The organism is Limosilactobacillus agrestis (assembly GCF_014145585.1).
Lineage (GTDB): Bacteria > Bacillota > Bacilli > Lactobacillales > Lactobacillaceae > Limosilactobacillus > Limosilactobacillus agrestis.
Map to the genome: position 1 here is coordinate 1 of NZ_JACIVF010000049.1, position 19936 is coordinate 19936.

The window sequence follows — 19936 nt, forward strand, 5'->3', positions numbered from 1 at the left end:
CTTTTTTGTTAAAGTAGGGGTGAAGTTGACATGTCGTACTTTTGTATGACGCTTGACGTCGGATTTAAAACTGGCAACTTCACAAGTCTATTCTTAATCTGCTCTTAGTCTGTTGGCTCTTAAGTCGTGTATTGAAAATTAGATTTAATAGACTTTTTGTGATTCTACTTCATTTGGAGATGATAAAATGCGTACTGTATTTGGGATTGATGTTAGTAAACATATAATTAACTTGGCAATTGTAGTTAATAAAGTAAAAGTTGATGAGTGTAAACTAACACTTGATCGTCCTGGATTAGATAATTTATTAAAGCTCCTTAAGGTCTTCCATCAACCTGAAGTGGTTTTTGAGGCGACCGGTATTTATTCTCGTACTCTTCAACACTTTCTTGATTGTAATGAGTTTAATTATACGATGCTTAACCCTTTAACTGCTAAAAAGCAACTCGATAGTTTACGTCCCTATAAAACTGATCGAGCTGACGCTCTTAACCTAGCTCAAACTAGTTTCATTATTCACCGCTCTTTATCTTATAAGCAGGCCCCAGTATATGAACAGTTACACGATCTTAGCCGCTTTTACCAAGAAGTAAGTCGAGATGTTGTTAACCATAAAAATCGGCTACATCGTGCCTTACAACTTACTTTCCCTCAATTGGAGTCATTATTTAGTAATACTAATAACGAGCTATATTGGGCAATTGTGATGCGTTTTTCCTGTCCTTCACAGGTTCTTAAAACTTCGTTTACTGATTTACGTTCGCTTATCCAGGATAGCACTAATAAAGTTATATCAACTAACCGCGCCACCTGTATTACCAAAAAGCTAATATCACTTGCTAAAGAAGCTTATCCGGTTGTTAATGACAATTCCTATGTTTACGAACAAATTCAGTACTTAACTAAACGCATCGTTGAGGAAGTCCATGAAAAAGATAAGATCATTTCAGAAATGCAACACGAAGCAGAAAATTTACCTGAATATGATTTACTATTAAGTATTCCTGGCTTTGGTGTACGAACCGTTACTTCTTTAATCGGTGAATTAGGTGATATTCGCCGCTTTCACAGTAGTAATGCACTTAATGCCTATATTGGAATTGATCTTAGACATTATGAATCGGGCAACTTCGTTGCTACCGATCATATTAGTAAACGTGGTGACGCAGTCGCTCGTAAAATTCTATTTAGATCCATCCAAAATATTGCGGTCGCTAGTCACTTTCATCCTAATCATATTAACGACTTTTATCAGAAAAGGAAAAGGCAATCTTCTCAGCCAGGGACTAAGAAAATTGCCATTGCCGCGATACATCGCCTTCTCAGAACGATTTATCATCTTGTAAAATACAATCAATCTTATAATTATCAAATAGCCAAAGCATAATTTAGGATTGATTCTTACTATTATTCTACAACCCATGAAAAATAAATCTAGTTCATGAGTTTATTTTGTTATACCTTAAATTCCCTTTTTAAACTACCTTAACTATCTAAATAGTTTTTTCTTAAATTAATCTCAAAGAAACACCTTAATATACTTGACTATTCGTAGAAAACAAAAAATTTTCTGGAAAAAGTCAATCCAGAAAATTATAAACGTTTAACAATTAATTTCCAATAGTTTTGAACTATTTAGCTTAATAAAGTTGTGATTGATAAGCAGCAAAAGTTTTATCATCAAAGCAAACCATCGTTACTTGATCAACATAATTAGCAGTCAGAAGAAAATCTTTAATCGTCTTAATCGCAATTTTCGCTGCCCTTTCAAGCGGGAAAGCATACACTCCTGTACTGATAGAAGGAAAGGCAACCGTCCGGCATAGATGTTTATCAGCCAACCGTAAACTATTGTGATAAGAATTAGCTAACAATTGATCTTCGCCATTATCACCGCCATGCCAAATCGGTCCAGGCGTGTGAATAATAAACTTGGCTGGCAAGTTAAAGCCGCCAGTTATCCGTGCTTCTCCCGTTCGACATCCATGAAATTTTTCACAGGCACCATATAACGCTGGGCCGGCTGCTCGATGAATTGCACCATCAACACCACCGCCACCCATTAAAGTTGTATTAGCGGCATTAACAATTGCATCAACTTTTATTTTGGTAATATCTCCCTTGATTACGTTAACCGGTGGCATTATTTAGCCCTTCTTTCTTTAAACTGAGGAAATAGCCAGACTGTACAAGTTAAACATAACGCTACCAATACATTTCCTGTTAATGTGCCACAGATATATCCAATTCCATTATCATTTATAGGAACATTAACTGGAAATGTTAATCTTATTTCTAATAACGTTATGATCAACCATGTTACCCAAAAACCAAGTTTATTTTTTATTTTAGACCAGTCAGCATAACTGACTAATATTATAAGACTAGAAACAATAATAAAAGAAATAATCGTAAATACCGGTTTTAGTGAGTAATGGCTCCGAAAAGGTAGAATCGGTTTTAACATTGTGACTATAGCGCCAATAATATTCAAAAAATAACAAATAACAAAAATTTTGTCCACTCGTTTATTGATTGTATGCTCTTCTTTATAGTTATTTATCATCTCATGATCCTCCCGTAATAAATCATCCAAACTAACATGGTAGAGATCACTTATTTGAACCAACATAAAAATATCAGGATAGCTTCGACCATTTTCCCAACTAGAAATTGTTTTACGTGAGATCAACAATCGTTCTGCTACATCCTGCTGAGTCCATCCTTTTTGACGACGATATAATTTCATTTTATCGGCAAATTTCAATAAGTTCTCCTACCTTCAATTAAATTTATTTCCCGGGAAATTAATTATGCTTAAACTTTACCGAAGAAGGTGAAATTTGTCACGCTAAGAATCATAGCAAATAAAAAGGCTGGAAAAACTTCCAACCTTCTTTTATTATTAAATCACCAAATATGAACCCGATTTTCTGGTGCTCGGTACATTTCGTCACCCGGCTTAATATCAAATGCTGTGTAGAAATCATCGAGATTTTCCGCTTGAACATTAGCACGCAGTTTTTGTGGGGCATGAACATCAATTGAAAGCAGTAATTGCATATACTGTTCCGTAGCCTTCATCCGCCAAATAGTTGCCCAGTTAATAAAGAATTCTTGGGCATTGAAGTCAGCTTCCGTTTTTGCTGCTTCAAGTGCACAACTAAGGCCTCCTGCATCGGCGATATTTTCAGAAACCGTAAGCTTCCCATTTACCTTTTGACCAGCAAATGGGATTCCATCAAATTCATCAATCATTTTTTGGGCTAATTGCTTAAAATGTGCAGAATCTTCATCTGTCCACCAGTTATTAAGATTTCCAAACTCATCAAATAATGACCCGTTGTTGTCAAAGGCGTGGGAAATTTCATGGGCAATTACTGCGCCAATCCCACCATAATTTTGACTGCTGCTTTGTTTCAACGAGTAGAACGGTGCCTGTAAGATTGCAGCCGGGAATACAATGATATTCTTAAACGGGTGGTAATAAGCATTGACTGTGGCCGCACTCATTTCCCACCGCATCCGGTCAACAGGTTTATTCCAACGACTGAATAATTCTTTATTAGCCGTCACTGTTAATTGATTCAAGTTTGCAATCAATGATTCTTCTTCATCAACTTTAAATTGATCATAGAGGGCAGGTATTTTATCCGGATACCCGACTTGAATGCCCAGCTTATCAAGCTTAAGAATAGCCTTATCACGAGTATCCTTGCTAAGCCATTGATTATTGGTCAAGCGGCCCTTATAAACTTTAATCATTTGCTCAACCATATGGTGAACATCTGCCTTAGCTTGCGGGCCAAAATACTTCTTTCCATAATAATCCCCAGCTACTTGACTAAACATGTCACGTGCAAGATAGAACGCAAATTTACGTTGGCTAACTGGTTTCTTGCTTCCAGAAAGTGCTCGACCATAACGTCCATTGATTTCACGCATTTCATCATCAAGGTAACTAGCATTTTCGCGAATAACACGAATTAATGCCCAGTTTTTAAAGAGCTCAAAGTTATCTTGTAAGATCTTGTTCAAGGCCTTAAAGTAGTCCGGTTCTGTCACAATTACTTTTGCCGGTTCTTCCCCAACTAACTGCTTAATTATTGCTGCAATATCAAGTTGGTCAGTCGCACTAGCTAGTTCGGCAACCGTTTGTGGATTATACATCTTACTGTAATCAGCGGCTTCTTCAGCACTCTTTACATTTGGCGCAAGAAGGGCATCGAATTTGATTGCATCATCAATAATCTTTCTTGTTTCTTCTTTGCTATAACCCAACTTATCCATCAAGGCTTCAACCATTGAAGACCATAGTTGGAGTAATTGATCGTGCTGTGCCTTCTTTTCAGCTTCATAGTAGCTCTTATCAGGCAAAATAAGGGATGGAGATGAGGCAAATAAGGCATAAACAGTTGCATTCTTCATGTCAGCATCAATATCAAAATTAATCGGTGAAGGCATTCCCGCTAAAATCCAGTTCTTCCACTGAGATTGGTAATCTTCATATGAATTAAGATTCTCCACACTTGCCAACATTCGTTTAAGCGGTTGTGGGCCAACTTTCTTACGCCAATCAAACTTTTTAGCAAGGCGATATAGCTTAATCATCTCATTAAACCGAGAATCATCAGACTTTTCCTTGCCCTCTGCATAGGCATCAAAATCATCCATCAGTTGCTTGTCAATCTCATCAACGAGGTCATTGAAGCCCCCGGTAGCTGGTTTATCATCAGGAATCTTCGCTGTCTTTAGCCATTCCCCGTTAACTGCTTCGTATAAGTCGTCTTTAATTAGTTCGTTATTCACTGCCATGTGCAGGACCTCCTTAAAAGGTTACATTACTTACTATTATACTATGCTTACTAGAAGTTCATGTAAATTTGCTTCAATCTAAAAAAGGAGTTAATAAAGTTTTCCGTGCACTTTCTGAAAACCAGGAGTCATGTTGCATCAGTAATTGATTTACTTCTTGGTAATTACTTAACTCAACCTTCCCCTTAATTAATCCCGCAATTTGGAGTTGGCGAGCAAATTGAACATCTGCCGACTGGAGAACGTTTCGAAAAATCGGCTGTTCATCTGGATCCCACCGTTTATTAAGAAGACCAATCGCGCGCTCATATTCCTTGCTATGGGTAAGGACCTTTTGCATGGCCTGTGGGTTTAAGATTGTCGTCATCAATTATCCCCTCATTTCTAGTACTCTTCCCCGTGGCTCTTTTACCGATAATTGGTTAGCCTTTGTCATCATTAGCCAATAAACACTTTGATAATGATAATTATTGATTTTTTCCTCTCCCCACCCATCAGTAATAATGATAATTATGCGATTACGTTTAGTTAGGTGGTGCTGATGGAGATAATCAAAAACACACTGAAAGCTTGTTCCCCCACCACCAGTCCGGCTAAAGTTAAGTTTTTTACCATCATGAAGTCTTTGTTTGCTAGTCACATGAGTATCAAACGAGTAAACGTTAACTGTCAGTTTCGTTTTCTTAAGCATCGTTTCAAGCGTCGTTAGTGTTTGACTGATTTCTTGGTCGGTAACTGATCCAGAATTATCAACAAAAATGTCAACAGCCGGATCCAATCTCGTAACCTTGCCAGGCAAATCCATTCTTAGCGGCTGTCGACGATTAAAGCGAGCATGCGAATCAACTTGTCCTCGTGCAAGTAATCCAAACTGCCGCCTAAGAATCTGCCGCCAATCAACTATTCTGGTTTGGCGAGCTTTTTGCAGCTGTGATTTTATGTTGCCCGGTAATAACCCACGATCTCGTTGCGGGGTTTGCTTCCAGGAACGATTCAAAATCCGCTTGATATTCGCTAACCGCACGATCTGATTACTGACCTGCCGACTTGCCTTAGCTTCCTGCCAGCCGTTATGAGTCTCGGCTGTTTTAACCTTATCTGCCGTTGCATTTTCTTTTTGCTTACCACCATTTAATTTTAGGCCCAGTTGATGTAATTTTTCTTGTTGTTCAGCGGGTAGCTGTTCTAATATATTGAGATAATCCTGTGAATCTAATTTTGGCATTAGCCTTTGACGAAGAATTTTCTCCAATTGACTAAGGGTTACTGTTCCCTGGGGCGCCACAGTTAAATACTGGTTTACTGCTACATCGGTCGCAATCTGAACTAAATCTGGATGAGGATAAGAAGCATAACGTAATGGATGCATCCAGATAAGGTGAAGGGCTTCATGTTCTAATAAACTTTGCAATTCATCATTACGAATATGTGCTAATTTTTCTGGATTGATAACCAGGACAAGACGATTGTCATCCCATCTCAATCCCATCATTGCGGGTAAATGTAAATCATTTTCTCGTGGAAGCTGTAACAACACCTCTCCGAAAAGTCGCTGTTTTTGAAGAATTCTAATAATTGCATCCCTAATCCGTTGCGCAGACGTTACATGGCTATTTCTTCCATCATTTTGGCGTAATCGTGCTAGGAAGTCACCTAAACTCATTGATTATCACCACGCGTCGCAACCTCCGCAAAATATTGATAAAGTTGTGCTACTGAGCCTTGAGGATGTTTGATGGCTTGTTCATACATCGCTTGCAAGAGGTCGATGAAATCTTCACCAACTGTTTGAACAATCGCATACTGACCATCCTCACTAACTAATTGAAGATACTTAATAAATAAAGCTGCCTCTTCTTCAGATGCCAACTTAGGACTGAGCCATGACCGTAATACTTGAATTTTGGTTGCTTCATCAGCATTTTCAAACTGCTCCTTGCCATCTTCAGCGTCTTTCAAGATCGCTACGGTAAGCTCTTGCCCCTGTGCAAGGACAAACTGAGCAAAGGCCACCCCTACTTCGTCACCTAGGTCACCGCTAAATATATCAGCGGCAAGTTCTTTTTGCATTTTCTGATCTAACGCCTGTAATTGATCAAGATTGCGGGAAACTCTTTCCCAAGCACGCGGCGTGGGGGCCAAATCTTCATTATTCGGATCAATAACTAATAATTGTTCAGGGTATTGTGTAAGATAGGCGGAAACAAGGCCATTAATTCCAACGGTCTTTGCCCATTTTAACCATTCAGCCGTCGAATTCGTCATTACTAGACGAACTGTTCGATCTTTAATCGCGGCATCCCCAATCGCAACACCATATTCACGATCAGTAAAGCCTGTCATCGTAGAATCAGGATTCTCCGCAATAATGATCCGCACTGTGGAAGGCAACCGTAAAGAATTAATCTTTCGTTGAAGGACCAGATTCATTAATTCACTTTGAACAGCTTGCGTTCCGCGATTAAATTCATCTAAAAACCAAATAATTGATTGATTAGGATGGGCCTCGGCATACTTAATAATGCTGATTAAAGTTTCAGAGTAGCCGAATTGTACATTTGCAAGGCGGCCATAATTTTTCGTTTCAACAAAGGATTCACTGGTCAATGGAGGAACTGGAATTGCAAGGTCTCCTTTTTCACTTAAACTGACAACCGTAGTGAATAATGCCGCATTCATATTAGCAGCAATTTCACGAACTAAAGCAGATTTACCGATCCCCGCATCCCCGACAATATTCGGAACATTACCCGCATCGAGAACAACAGGAACTGCCGTTAATAGTTGTTGATAAGTTAGTGCCATTATTTACCCCTTCCAGCCATGACATTCCAGATCCATGTCTTGTTTTTTCACGTTTGATACATAGGGATTGCCTTTTACATAAAAGCGGCGTGGACTTAGTCCGTCTTTTCCCTTTAAATTAACTCCAATCCGCGCAGAAATAGCGATTTCTCCAGGAATTTTATAATTATGTAAATCAACAGTTAGTGGACTTGTTTCCATTGGCTGCCCGTCTAAATCCCGTGAATGAATTCCAAGCGCCTGTACCAATTTGCCAGGACCATTAGTAATATTTACCCCTGACATGTGCCGATTTTCGATCATTTTATCGATATTTAGTGCTGGTTCTATTCCGCGGAGCAAAATTCCTTGAGGCTCTTCTGCATCCTGAACCACAATATCAAAACAATAATGTCCACGGATTTGGTACAGGTAAATATTTCCAGGCATCCCATATAAAGATTCCGAATAGCCAGTGCGTCGGCCATTAAAGGCATGCGATGCAGAATCTTTTTCCCCTAAATATGCTTCTGTTTCAACAATATAACCACCAATGATCCCATTTTCAGTTTGGTACTTTACTAGCTTTCCTAAAAGATCCTTCGCAATTTCGACTGTAGGCCGTCCAGTAAAAAATTGTTGATATTTTGTTAGCATATTTATTTTCCTCCTAAAAAGAACTATCCTAAACATAACACTAATTAAAGGAGAAGGCATAATGGAACTAAAAATTGAACGAATCTATACTAAACCTGTAGATTTAGATGGTTATCGTATCCTCGTTGACCGCATTTGGCCCCGCGGAATCTCAAAAGAAAATGCACATCTTGATAAGTGGCTCAAAGAAGTTGGACCCAGTACCGAGCTTCGGAAATGGTTTGGTCATGACATCGCTCGCTATCCAGAATTTAAAGAGCGTTATCTAGCAGAATTAAGCAACAATCCTGTTTACTATAATTCATTAAAGGCAATTGTCCAAAATCAGTTGCCAAGTCAGAACGTCATTCTCCTTTACGGGGCAAAAGATGAAAAACACAATCAAGCAGTTATTCTTGCTGACAAACTCCGAAACGATTTACGACTCACTATAAAATAATAGAAATCAATAATTTGTTTTATAATAATATATGAGGATTTTATTCATAATTCTCTAGTACCTATCGTTTCACTGACTTAGTTATAAGGTATCAATATTCCCAAAGTCCTTATAAGTTTTTTTGGTGACTTATTCTAATCGTGCAATTAGAATTACGGGTATTTATAACCCCCTAGTTTCATTTTGAAACAATTATCTGATAAGGTGGAAGTCTATTGTTGAAGTGGTAGGTAGACTTCTGCTTTATATTTTAAATTAATTATTTATCAGCCCAACTACGACCATCGAGCTCACCGGCGGCATTAATTAAACGTTGTGCTTGTTTAAGCATTAACTGATCTAATGCCCGGTAAAAAGCTTGATTTTCATATGTTGGGCTATCTTTCATTAATCTTGTTAATTCTTCGTGTGCCCATCGTTGATTCTCATCCATTTTAGTCATCCTCTTTTTCCCGTAGCCAGCCGATAGAAGTGTGCAAATCATCTAGCTCTTCTTGTTGGTCTTGTAAAAGTGATAATAATTGTTCTAATTTAACTTGTTGAAGAGGATCTACCTCTCGAGCGATTTTGGTGTTTAGGCGATCAATAAACCATTGTGTCTGATCACTAAAATGCAAGAAATTATCTAAGGTCAAGTATTGTTGATATTGAATAAATAATAACTGGCGCTCTTCTTCATTCTGCTGGGCGAATTGATAGATTGGTAATGCTGGTAAATACTTCATCCCCATTGCGTGTGCTAAAGCCTGATATGGTCGTAAAATTTCAGCAATTGTATACTCTTGACTGGCGCCTGGTTGAAAAGCAGAGGCGGGATGAGCAACTGTTGTGACAATCCCCAATTCGCGGCCCTTTAGCAAATAACTACTTGTAAGTTGTGAATTCCATACCTCATCAAGCCATTGCTTTAAGATCGCTGGCGCACTATACCAATACATCGGAAATTGAAAAATAATTCGAGTTGCCGATTTAAGCAACTCCTGCTCTTGAGAAATATTAAAAGGAGCTTTTAATTCATGCCACATAACGTTATTCTCATCATCAGCGGCTGCCTTAAAAAACGATTCAGTCGATGAATTTGCAAGTTGAGGGTGCGCCACTATCACCAGTGTTTTCATCAATTTCACTCCTTTAATTCTGCAAGGCCTCGTTTCAGTACATCTTCTGTAACATCGACAGTTAAAAATCGTTGTAGAGGCGTTTCACTATGACGATCCTTAAAAGCCATTGGTTCTGCTTTTAAAATTACAACGGTCAAGTTATTTTCCGTCATCATTAATTGGCCTGGATGCTTAAATTTACCTTTAGTATGCTTTCCTGTCCGCCAAGTATGTAATTTAGCTTCCCCATTTTGGTCAAACTTTAACTGATACTTTCCACTAGCATCTGTTTCAACCGGAATTCCCGTAAACTTTTGAACATCATACTTATCTTTTTTACTCATAATATAGCCTTCTTAGTAATTATTCTAATTTTGCGGTTCTGCTTTTAACTGATCCGCATATGTATTAACCTCATCCTGTTGATCTTCACTTATATAGTAATCATTTATCAAAGTAGTAACCGTAGTATGTATAGTGGTCATTGGGGCCTTCGCCATGTTTTGATTTTTATCTGGTTCAATCATTTTAATTGTGACATCATTTCCTTTACGTTTAAACCAAATATAACTAGCCAATTTATCCTTAGTTGTTACATATTGATAATCAGAAACTTCACCATAACCATAATGTGTTCCATAATACATGTCACCATTTTGAACTCCATTTTTAAACCAATCAGGGCTCTTTAGCAACCCGACTAATGTTCCTAATTGCTGAGTAGTTAAGCCATCCTTATCCGTAATCGTAACTTTACCACGCATATCAACAATTTTGGTGTTTTTCGCTACTTTCAAAACACGATTAACTTCTCCATGAACTTTGACATATGTCACCATTTCATTTAAGGTTACCCCTGTTTTACGAATACCATCACTACCATTCGCATAATAAACCTTATTTCCAATAACCGTATAATAGGTTGAATTTAAATGCGTCCCATCTTCATTGCTTCCTGAATTTAACTTAATAGTATATAAAACTGTAGCACCCTGAGGATAAGTTTTGGTAGAGGGCCCTTCTCCTCGCGGAACTGCTTTCTTATCATAAATCTTAACCGTTGCTCCTTGATCATTGTTTTCCATATCAGCAGAATAATCGTAATCATTTGCACCTGGCATATGGGCATCACGATAATACAATACAAGAGCAGCAGTTTGTTCAGGTGTTAATCGTTCAGCATTTAGTCCTGTATCGTCCCTTGTTTGTTGTGTACTCGATAAAGAACTAGTCATCTTACTAGCTGATCTATTAGTACTTGAGGATGTTCTCCCACAAGCTACCCCGACCAGCATTGTCAATGAAAGCATCAAAATTAGTGCTATTTTTCTCATAAAGATCCTCCCCACAGATCTTAATATTTAAAGCTTTATTATACCTTAATCTTTAGGAGTTACCTAAAAAGCCTCCATAATTAATTTGGAGACTTCCTCATTTTATTCGGCAAAATAATCCTTAATTTCTTTGTCTGACAAGTCAAACTTTTCTTTTATCTCTTTCTTGATGGTTGTTTCATCAATATTCAGCGCTCTCATTGCTACAATTGATGTTTTAATTATCAGCTGCTGATTTTCGTGCAATTTTTGTTCTTTTTCTCTGAGTTGATCATGTTTTTCTTTAATTTTAGGATAAGCGGTTCAGTCCCTTCAACTTTTCGCTGGGCAATCATAATATCCTCCTATTAAATAGTTCTATAAAGATATATACGTAAAAGACAAGAATCTGCACTTTTCTATTCCAGCTATTATTACTTTATATTAATAATGCTTTATCTTTTGCTCATGGATAAAATTCGACTATAATAGATAGTGAAAGGTAAGTCTTCTTTATTAAGTATTATCTATGGTATATGTAGATAGGATGTTGAAAGGAAGTAATACTATGTTCGACGTTATCTTTTGGATTCTTGCAATCTGGTTTGTAGTAAACGTTGTATGGATGTGGTTTGCCCTTGACAACCAAATTCTACAAAAGACATTTGCATGGATTAATGTATGTGCTATCGTAATTGGATTTTGGGTATATTATGGCATGACTCACGACGGCAACGCCATTAACGGCTGGTTCCTTACAATGAACTGGGTAAACATTGCAATTGCTGCTATCCAATTCTACTTTGGTTATCGTGAAAACAGCGTTACCCACAACAGTCACACCACTGCATAATTGATTTACTTTTCAATTAAAGGACTATGGCTTGAGGTCATGGTTCTTTTTTAGTTTAAAAAAGTGAGAAATAACCTGCTCAAGGAGGCAATTATTTCTCACGATGCCGGAATTTTAAATATTAATATACTAAAAATTTATTCTCTACTTTTCCCAAACAACGCTGCCATCTTTGCCGCTACTTCGGGATCAAGATTATCTGCAAGAGTACTTTCATTCGATTTTTGTTCATTCTGATGATTGGCAATTGTCTGCTTGAGGTCATCAATGACTGCCTGTTCACCGACTTCAATTGGATTAACCGTTAACCGGCCTCCTGCTGCATCTGCATGCCCGCCACCATTAAAGTATTTTTCAGCAAATTTAGCTACATCTAACTTTCCGTTGCTCCGAAGCGATACACTAACAGGACTGACTACCAGAGCCGCATCAACTTCTGGATGCTGTTCTAATAATTCATGGGCAATTTCAGACTTATAATCACTTGCATATACGACCCCAAATTTATAATCATCGATGTCTGTAATCAAAACATCTTTCAAATGGCTCTTAAGATACTTTGCCCGCCGTTCATTAAGTGTTCGAATCAAAAGGTGATTTTCTTCTTGGTATTGTTGCCAACTGGTATTAAAGACGTTTTGAACAAACTCTTCCGAATCTTGGAGCGGGTAAAACCAGAAGAGCTGATCGAAATTATCGGCGTCAACACGTTCCTGATCATTCATTTCTGGATCATTTTGCCAATCCCAAGTATCATATGCCCGAATTAATTCCACAAGGTAAGTAAGATCCTTTTGCCGTTGTTCATCAACCCTTGCAAAAGCTGATTGTTGTTTTAACCAGTCCCATACCAAGCTTGTGGCACTTGGGTTAACTGCCGGATCAGCAGGTACGATACTATTGGCTGCATACTTTTTGCGTAACTCAACTTCACTTTCATGGTGATCAAAAACAAGCCAATGGTTGGCAAAGCGTTCATTTAACTGTTTAAATGAATAGTCACTATCTGGCGTCATATCCATAATATAAACATCTGTAAAGCGTCCTACCTCCGCCGTTTGCATCCACCGACTTAATTCTTCGTCAATTCGACCAGCACCACAGTTTGTCATATCAAACTCTGTGTCTTCAAACATCACTGGTTGTAGTGTTTTTAATAATAATGGAGCCCCAAATCCATCTAAATCGTTGTGGGAAAATAATTTTATTAACCGTTGTGCCATTTTCTATCCTCGCAATTCTAAATTTGTTTCTTATTATACCGTAGAAAATCAGCTAAACCACACTTAATTACTGACATCACACTAACTAACTGCTATTATTGAAATTAGTAACTTATTTTAAGAAAGGAAAATAATATGGAAGTTTACGATTATCGTCAAGAATTAATTGACCTCTTAAATAATACCGCTGATGATCCACAAAGTTTATTGCAAACTCAGCGGAGTCTTACCACCATTCTTAATATTTTAAATCATTATCAAGAAAGCACCCCCGTTAAACAAGACGCACCACGATTTGTTCAACGCAAAATTCAAACAGCAAACGAGTTACCTCCACAAGCACGCAAAACACTAAAATCACTACTTACAGGTCCTACCAGTGTTAAAGAAACGCCCGGCCCAACGGTAACTTTGAGTGCATCGACTTCGGCTCCTAAAACAATTACTGAAGAAGAACGATTAGCAGCTGACAATCGCTACTTAGTACACCGAAAATTAAGTGGTGCCGAGATTAACCACCGTTATTATCCGGAAGCAATTCTGCATGCATTACCATTTCCTGTTGAAGATGGGGATATTGCCCAGTTAGACTATGAACAAAAGGTCCGTGGCCTTCCAGTTATTCGCCGGATCACCGGTGACCACCTTAGCGATTACACCCCTGAAAAAGTCAATGTGATTGAATACGGTGAATTAAAACGCGTGCCCGGTTCTGATGTACTTCAACTTAGTAATACAATTAAGGGTAATTCAATCGTTGACGAAGCACCAGCAAATACCATTGTAATCGATCCATTTAAGTACCCCGGTCGCGATATTAAGCCAGGAATGGTTATTGATTTTGCCTACTATGATCGTGGAAATGGCTTAACCGATGCTAAAGACGGCTCAATTCGTTGGATCCACGAAAAGCAGGATTACGACACTACCAAACAACCAGTTAAACCCAAAAGTGTCAAAAAACCAACAAATCCTCGCCATGATTATGAGAAGAAGCTTGACTATGACCTTCATCAACGAAAGGTACTTGTTATTACTGGAATTCGTAGCAAGGTTAAGGGTCTTAAACCAGTCGTTGATAAGCACCATGGTCTATTCCGCGGATTAGATGCCTCTGCTGAAGAAAAAGTTTCCAGCAGTAAATTAAAGCGGGAAATTCGGGATGCTGACTTTGTGATTGTCTGCATTGATGCAATTCACCACCGGATTAGTCAGCTCGCCAATCATCATGCTAAACGTTATGAGAAGCCACTCGCAATTGCAAATATCACTTCTAATACTGCTGTCGAGCGCGCCATTGCACGGGCATTAAATGGTGACCCTGCATATGCCGAAAGCAGCGAAGATTTAAAAAATTATAAATGATTTTTAATTTACTGTTGACTTTTATGAGAAATAAGTTAGAATAATGATAACAATTTAATTATTCGATCGCAATGAGAAAGAAGAGTATGTTAGACGATATCTTCAGCGAGTCCCGTTTGGTGTGAGGGGACAGATTTAACTCTAATTGAAAATCACTTTCGAGTCTATAGCTTAAATACCAGTAAGCTGTAGTGGTTACACCCATTATCGTGTCAGCGTATCGCTACTATAGCCGTACGTGTGAGGTATTGTTAGCAATAGCAGTACAATGATAGGGTGGTACCACGCTCAGCGTCCCTTAGCCATTTTGGCTAAGGGACTTTTTTGTTGGGATCAGATTAGGAGGAGAAAACATGCAAGATTTAACATCGCGCAAGTTAACATTCAAAAACTATTTAGTTGTTGCTTCATTGCTTTTCGGTTTATTCTTTGGGGCCGGAAACTTGATTTTCCCATTACATCTTGGTCAATTAGCTGGTAGTCACTGGGGACCAGCCGCAGTTGGCTTTCTGATTACCGGAGTCCTTTTACCACTTCTATCAGTTCTGGCGGTAGCAGTTACTCGTGCAGGAGGTGTCTTTGATATCGGGCGACCTCTTGGGGCTGGTTTTGCCTTGGTCTTCATGGTCCTTATCCATGCTACGATTGGTCCATTATTTGGTACCCCGCGGACAGCTACCGTTTCATTCACTGTCGGCTTTGCTCCATTCGTTGATAAACAACACCAACCACTCGCGTTGCTATTATTCTCAGCATTATTCTTTGTAGCTGCCTTCTTATTCTCATACCGAGAAAATGATATCCTCGCTAACATTGGAAAAGTATTAAATCCTGTCTTCTTAGCACTCTTATTCCTAGTCTTTGTCGTTGGCTTCGCTCGTCCGCTGGGTAATCCTGCCACTGCGCCTACAACTAGTGCCTATGTTCATGGCGCCCTTACAAATGGTTTCCTTGAAGGATACAACACCATGGATGCTCTAGCTGGTCTTGCCTTTGGAGTAACGGTAGTAACTGCCGTTCGTTCTATGGGGCAACGGTCAGCAAAAGATGTATCCAAAGTCGTTGCAAAAGCTGGTGTCCTCTCGATGGGTGCCGTTGCTTTTATCTATTTATTATTGATCCTTCTTGGCGCAATGTCTCTTGGTCGTTTCAAAGTTTCTCCAGATGGTGGAGTTGCCTTTAACCAATTAGTTAATGCTTATGCCGGTGCATTCGGCCAAGTTGTATTAGCATTTTTATTAACTGTCACTTGTTTAACGACGGCTGTTGGTTTAGTTGCTGCTTTTGCTCAAGACTTCCATAAGCACTTTCCAAAGGTTAGCTACCATGCATGGCTTGCACTTAGTTGTCTTGCCTCTTTCCTTACTGCTAATTTTGGGTTAGATCAAATCATCGCTTGGTCAACACCAATGTTAATGTTCCTTTACCCATTATCAATGGTGCTTATCCTTTTATCTGTTACATCACCACTGTTTAAGCGTGATGGCGTTGTCTACTTCTTTGTGGTCCTTTTCACCGTTGTACCAGCTCTCGGTGATATGGTCATTGCTTTCCCAGCAGTTGTTAGTCAAAGTTCATTTGGGTTGTCTGTTGCTGCATTACGAAACAACTTACCACTTGCAAGTATGGGATTATCCTGGCTTGTTCCAGCACTTGTCGGCTTAGTCCTTGGTCTCTTAGTTCACTGGTACCGTCATCAACGGGTTACTTCCACCAGTATGCAAAGCGAAGTACATTAATAAGTGTCTTATAGGTTATAAAAGCGTGAGAAATAGCTCATTACAAGAGTCGTTCCCCACGCTTTTAAATTATTATTTAACATTATCGTATTGGGCAAGATTAAACTTCTTAATCGCATAGATCAGCTTGCTGGCATAATCTGGATCGGTTGCGTAACCATTCCGCTGTAATTCATAAGCTGCCTGTTGATAAGTTTTTGCTGTTTGTACTCCATGGAAACGTGCATGATTATCAGCAGTTCCATTTACAATTAGTAACGTGTGCGCATTAATTGAATCAGCCCAGCTATTGTAAACCGTAAAGTATTGCTTTACTTGAACATTTTTACCACGAATATTTTCGGTAGTATACATTTGCACCTTTTCGTCATCACTATTAGCCTTAATTCCAAATAAGTTATTGTATTTATTTGCTAACCGGCTCCGACCCCAGTTAGATTCAAGTCCTGCTTGCGCAATCGTAATACTTGCCGGAATATGATATTTCTTCTGTTCACGTTGGGCAGCCGGTGCAATCTGACGAACAAATTCATTGACGGTTATATCTGTCGGATGGGTCTCACGTTGAATTTGAGGGGATTCATGGATAATAATCGCTACAATCCCAAACAAAATAATCAAAAACGCCAGTACACTTCCGCAGATGATTTTTGTTTCTTTTTTCATGGTCTGTCTTTCCCTTTTTATGAATTTGACGCTATTATAACTACTTCCCCTTAAGAAAGCGAGAATTTTATGATGGTCTTATTTATTTTTAAGGTCCTTTTTATAGTTATTAAAGTATTTACTGTCAGTAATCTTCATCTTAGGGAAACTCTTAATTAGCCGGCGATGGTTCCAACTCAATTGTTTTCCAGCTTCATCTTGATTTAAATGTTGAGCAAAATGGTGTTGCCAATCTTGAAGGTGGTCTTTAATTACCAGCTTATCCTTAGGAGTTGCTTTTTCAAGTCGATCTAGCAGCTTCTTTCGGTACGCGGCTGCTCGCTCATCCCATTGTTGAGTTGTAATATGGAATTTTTCCACACTAATAACACTAAGAATAGTGTCTATCCCCATCACAAGAACGATAATTAGAGCAAGCATCCCGTGGGTCCATGATTCTTCCCAATTAATAATCCGCTGAATGAATGGCTGAACGAACTTAACCAGCAAGACAACGCCAATTCCCCAGAAAAACGAAATTTGGGGAGCAACCCTTCCCTGAATATTTCCCTTTAGATGCGAATAGTCCCATAGCTTCATATGAAAAAGTTTTTCAAGCAGCCAACTTGCTACATATTCAAAAATCGAAGCCACAATAAATCCCACTACAAATAGCAGAAAAATATTATCTTGGAACGGGTAGGTAGTAATCAAAATCGTCGTAATGGCAAATCCATACACCGGACAATAAGGACCAAATAAGAAGCCACGATAGGCAAAATGATGATCCTTAATTGAACAGTAACAAGTTTCCCATAACCAACCAATAAATGAATAGGTAAAAAATAAGACAATGATTTCAGAAAGTGAATAGGGCATTCGTTTCCCCTCCTTTTTGAATTCATTGTCTCATATATTTCTATTTCAAGCTAAGTTTTTCAACGTTAAGGATCTTATCAAGCCATCCTTCAAAAAATCCTTGTTCGTGACTAACCAAAATTAAATTTCCCGGGAAATCTTGCAGAGCCTTCTTCAACCCTTCCTTCGTCTCATCATCCAAGTGGTTTGTCGGTTCGTCCATAATAAGAAAATTACATGGGGTTAGTTCAAGGATCGCCAACTTAACTTTCGTCTGTTCTCCCCCTGATAAAAGGCTCATTTCCTTCATTGTGTTTGCAGCGTTAATTCCCGCCCGCGCTAACTTTGTCCGAATCGTCCGTGGCTGCATCGTTGGGAACATATTTTGAATTGTTTGCAATGGTGTAAGGGTCGGGTCATCCCACTCCAGATCTTGGTCAAAGTAATTTATCCGGGCTGATGGTGAGAAGGTTGCCGTTCCGCCCAGTGCTGGAATTTTCTTCAAGATTGATTTAATCAAGGTAGACTTACCAACCCCATTAAATCCCGTGAATAATAACTTTTCGCCCATTGTCATTGAGAAAGTTACCGGTGCTAGTAATGGTCGGTTATAACCAACTGATAGCTTTTCTACTCGGAGCGCGTTGGCCGATCCAGTATTTTCATATGGAAAATGGAAGGTTGCTTTCAGATTATCTTCAGGCGGATCAATCTTCTTCATCCGCGCAAGCATCTTTTCCCGCGATTTAGCCATAGTCGATTTTGAACCAGCTTTATTTTTCCGAATAAACCGTTGTGCCTTTTCAATGACTACTTGCTGCTTCTCATATTCCCGTTCTTGAGCTTCCTTTCGCTCTTCCTTTTGCCGCATTGCCTGTTGGAAGCTCCCTCGATACTTGGTGATTTTACCAAATGATACATCACAAATTGTATTCGTGACTTGTTCAAGGAAGTCATAATCGTGAGAGATAATCATTGCGGCCCCATCAAAATCATTAAGATAACCAATTAACCATTCAATATGGGCCGTATCAAGGTAGTTCGTCGGTTCGTCTAGTAAGATGACATCTGGATTCTCCAATAACATCTTCGCAAGGATAATCTTTAATCGCTGGCCCCCACTCATTTCAGAGACAACGTGATCCTTCCCAATGTCTGTCAATCCCAGCCCATTCATCACCCGTTCGACTTCCGTTTCAATTTCATAGAAGTTATTAGCGTCGAGTTTTTCTTGAATACGGCCTGCTTTGGTGAGAAGCTCATCATCCATCTTCTCTGCATAATCCGCATAAAGTTTGTTCATCTGGTCATTAAGCTGATAAAGTTCCGTGAAAGCAGTATGGAGGAAGTCAATCAAGGTCATCCCCGCTGGAATATCAACATACTGGTCTAAATATCCAATTTTAACCCCTTTTTGCCATTTGATAGTGCCATCGACTGGGAGCGTTTTTCCAATCAGGATCTTAATCAAGGTACTCTTTCCAGCGCCATTTTGCCCGACAATTCCCATATGTTCGTGTTTTTCTAGTTGAAAGCTGGCATCTTCATAGAGCTTCTTATCCGCGTAGCTCATCGTCAAGCCTTCAACATCTAATACTGCCATTTATATTCTCTCCTCTTTTTCTTACTTATTACGAGCCAAAACTGCTATCCATACTATCATATTTTAGGTAAGAGCTTCAATTTGTTGGGAATTTAAACCTGGTTTTCAGTATAAGTAAAACTGCAAAAATAGATCGGCTAATTACAGTTTGCTATCATTAGATAAATCATGGGGGGAGAAATAATTTTATGAAACCAAATAATGATATACTTTTACCTATCTGTTCTGCCTTAAATTTTTTATTTCTTATTGACTTAGCACGTGGGGGGCGATAGCTAGATGATCTCCCAATATGGTTATGCTATTTATTCACTGCTTTAATGACACTTAATGTCAGTGTGTTAATAGGTTTGTTACAAAAACTAAAAAGAAATAATTAAATGTCAACTCATCTTAAAAATTTAGCCTTTATTCTATTACCCTTCATTAGCTTCATTTTCATCATTATGAACTAATAATATTTTAACTAATGCCTGAAGGATATATTATTTGCAATTCGCCAAAAGATACAGAATAAGTACTAAGCCTTCTAGATGCCCCAC

General features: G+C 38.7%; 20 protein-coding genes and 1 other annotated feature. Of the genes, 5 read left to right on the plus strand and 15 right to left on the minus strand.

The genetic code is table 11. From position 1 onward, the window contains the following. Positions 1-187 precede the first annotated feature (187 nt). Positions 188-1387 carry an IS110 family RNA-guided transposase gene (locus H5R88_RS03820; protein WP_182578375.1) on the plus strand — a complete coding sequence of 400 codons (1200 nt, stop codon included), beginning with the start codon at positions 188-190 and terminating at the stop codon, positions 1385-1387. A 253-nt stretch (positions 1388-1640) separates the two neighbouring features. Here H5R88_RS03820 and H5R88_RS03825 read toward each other — a convergent pair whose 3' ends face one another. The 7 genes from H5R88_RS03825 to H5R88_RS03855 form a co-directional block, all read right to left on the minus strand. Beyond that, on the minus strand, positions 1641-2144 hold the full coding sequence (locus tag H5R88_RS03825) for an O-acetyl-ADP-ribose deacetylase (RefSeq protein WP_182578580.1): 504 nt from the start codon (positions 2142-2144) through the stop codon (positions 1641-1643). Further along, entirely contained in the window at positions 2144-2767 is a 624-nt protein-coding gene (locus tag H5R88_RS03830) for a helix-turn-helix domain-containing protein (RefSeq protein WP_182578579.1), read from the minus strand. The genes H5R88_RS03825 and H5R88_RS03830 overlap by 1 nt, the downstream gene beginning before the upstream one ends. Before the next feature lie 143 nt (positions 2768-2910). Further along, a complete protein-coding gene (locus tag H5R88_RS03835) occupies positions 2911-4815 on the minus strand; it encodes a M13 family metallopeptidase (protein WP_182578578.1) in 1905 nt (634 codons plus the stop codon). Positions 4816-4888: 73 nt separating this feature from the next. Then, positions 4889-5182, minus strand: coding sequence for a hypothetical protein (locus H5R88_RS03840; protein ID WP_182600279.1), 294 nt, complete (start codon positions 5180-5182; stop codon positions 4889-4891). 3 nt (positions 5183-5185) lie between these two features. Next, the gene (locus tag H5R88_RS03845) at positions 5186-6478 is read right to left on the minus strand and encodes a vWA domain-containing protein (RefSeq protein ID WP_182600280.1); all 1293 of its coding nucleotides are present in this window, start codon (positions 6476-6478) and stop codon (positions 5186-5188) included. Then, positions 6475-7620 (minus strand): AAA family ATPase, encoded by a 1146-nt coding sequence (locus H5R88_RS03850; protein ID WP_182600281.1) that lies wholly within the window; start codon positions 7618-7620, stop codon positions 6475-6477. The genes H5R88_RS03845 and H5R88_RS03850 overlap by 4 nt, the downstream gene beginning before the upstream one ends. A 3-nt stretch (positions 7621-7623) precedes the next feature. After that, positions 7624-8256, minus strand: coding sequence for a DNA-3-methyladenine glycosylase (locus tag H5R88_RS03855; protein WP_029507864.1), 633 nt, complete (start codon positions 8254-8256; stop codon positions 7624-7626). Between the two features lie 61 nt (positions 8257-8317). Between H5R88_RS03855 and H5R88_RS03860 the strand changes: the two genes are divergently transcribed. Next, positions 8318-8695, plus strand: coding sequence for a DUF488 domain-containing protein (locus tag H5R88_RS03860; RefSeq protein ID WP_182600282.1), 378 nt, complete (start codon positions 8318-8320; stop codon positions 8693-8695). Positions 8696-8954: 259 nt separating this feature from the next. Here the strand turns inward: H5R88_RS03860 and H5R88_RS03865 are convergent, their stop codons facing one another. The 4 genes from H5R88_RS03865 to H5R88_RS03880 are packed head-to-tail and all read right to left on the minus strand — an operon-like array spanning position 8955 to position 11129. After that, positions 8955-9128: a hypothetical protein gene (locus H5R88_RS03865; protein WP_182600283.1), complete on the minus strand. Its 174-nt coding sequence runs from the start codon at positions 9126-9128 to the stop codon at positions 8955-8957. A gap of 1 nt (position 9129) precedes the next feature. Further along, entirely contained in the window at positions 9130-9813 is a 684-nt protein-coding gene (locus tag H5R88_RS03870; protein WP_182600284.1) for an NAD(P)H-dependent oxidoreductase, read from the minus strand. A 5-nt stretch (positions 9814-9818) separates the two neighbouring features. Then, positions 9819-10139: a DUF7671 family protein gene (locus tag H5R88_RS03875; protein WP_182578571.1), complete on the minus strand. Its 321-nt coding sequence runs from the start codon at positions 10137-10139 to the stop codon at positions 9819-9821. Between the two features lie 24 nt (positions 10140-10163). Beyond that, positions 10164-11129, minus strand: coding sequence for an Lreu_0056 family protein (locus tag H5R88_RS03880; protein WP_182600285.1), 966 nt, complete (start codon positions 11127-11129; stop codon positions 10164-10166). A 547-nt stretch (positions 11130-11676) separates the two neighbouring features. On the opposite strand from H5R88_RS03880, the gene H5R88_RS03885 reads away from it, so the two are divergent. After that, positions 11677-11961, plus strand: a complete 285-nt coding sequence (locus H5R88_RS03885) for a hypothetical protein (RefSeq protein ID WP_182578569.1) — start codon at positions 11677-11679, stop codon at positions 11959-11961. A gap of 137 nt (positions 11962-12098) precedes the next feature. Here the strand turns inward: H5R88_RS03885 and H5R88_RS03890 are convergent, their stop codons facing one another. Further along, positions 12099-13184: a DHHA1 domain-containing protein gene (locus H5R88_RS03890; RefSeq protein ID WP_182600286.1), complete on the minus strand. Its 1086-nt coding sequence runs from the start codon at positions 13182-13184 to the stop codon at positions 12099-12101. 135 nt (positions 13185-13319) lie between these two features. Here H5R88_RS03890 and H5R88_RS03895 point away from each other — a divergent pair, with 135 nt between their 5' ends. Both H5R88_RS03895 and brnQ read left to right on the plus strand, forming a co-directional pair. Next, positions 13320-14549, plus strand: coding sequence for a DUF2325 domain-containing protein (locus tag H5R88_RS03895; RefSeq protein WP_182600287.1), 1230 nt, complete (start codon positions 13320-13322; stop codon positions 14547-14549). A 62-nt stretch (positions 14550-14611) separates the two neighbouring features. Then, positions 14612-14851: a binding site (T-box leader), on the plus strand. A gap of 51 nt (positions 14852-14902) precedes the next feature. Continuing rightward, a complete protein-coding gene (gene brnQ / locus H5R88_RS03900) occupies positions 14903-16288 on the plus strand; it encodes a branched-chain amino acid transport system II carrier protein (RefSeq protein WP_182600288.1) in 1386 nt (461 codons plus the stop codon). A 72-nt stretch (positions 16289-16360) separates the two neighbouring features. Here the strand turns inward: brnQ and H5R88_RS03905 are convergent, their stop codons facing one another. The 3 genes from H5R88_RS03905 to H5R88_RS03915 form a co-directional block, all read right to left on the minus strand. After that, a complete protein-coding gene (locus H5R88_RS03905; protein WP_003675281.1) occupies positions 16361-16954 on the minus strand; it encodes a glycoside hydrolase family 73 protein in 594 nt (197 codons plus the stop codon). 78 nt (positions 16955-17032) lie between these two features. Further along, positions 17033-17812 (minus strand): putative ABC transporter permease, encoded by a 780-nt coding sequence (locus tag H5R88_RS03910; protein ID WP_182600289.1) that lies wholly within the window; start codon positions 17810-17812, stop codon positions 17033-17035. Positions 17813-17852: 40 nt separating this feature from the next. Then, positions 17853-19394: an ABC-F family ATP-binding cassette domain-containing protein gene (locus H5R88_RS03915; protein WP_182600290.1), complete on the minus strand. Its 1542-nt coding sequence runs from the start codon at positions 19392-19394 to the stop codon at positions 17853-17855. Positions 19395-19936 lie beyond the last annotated feature (542 nt).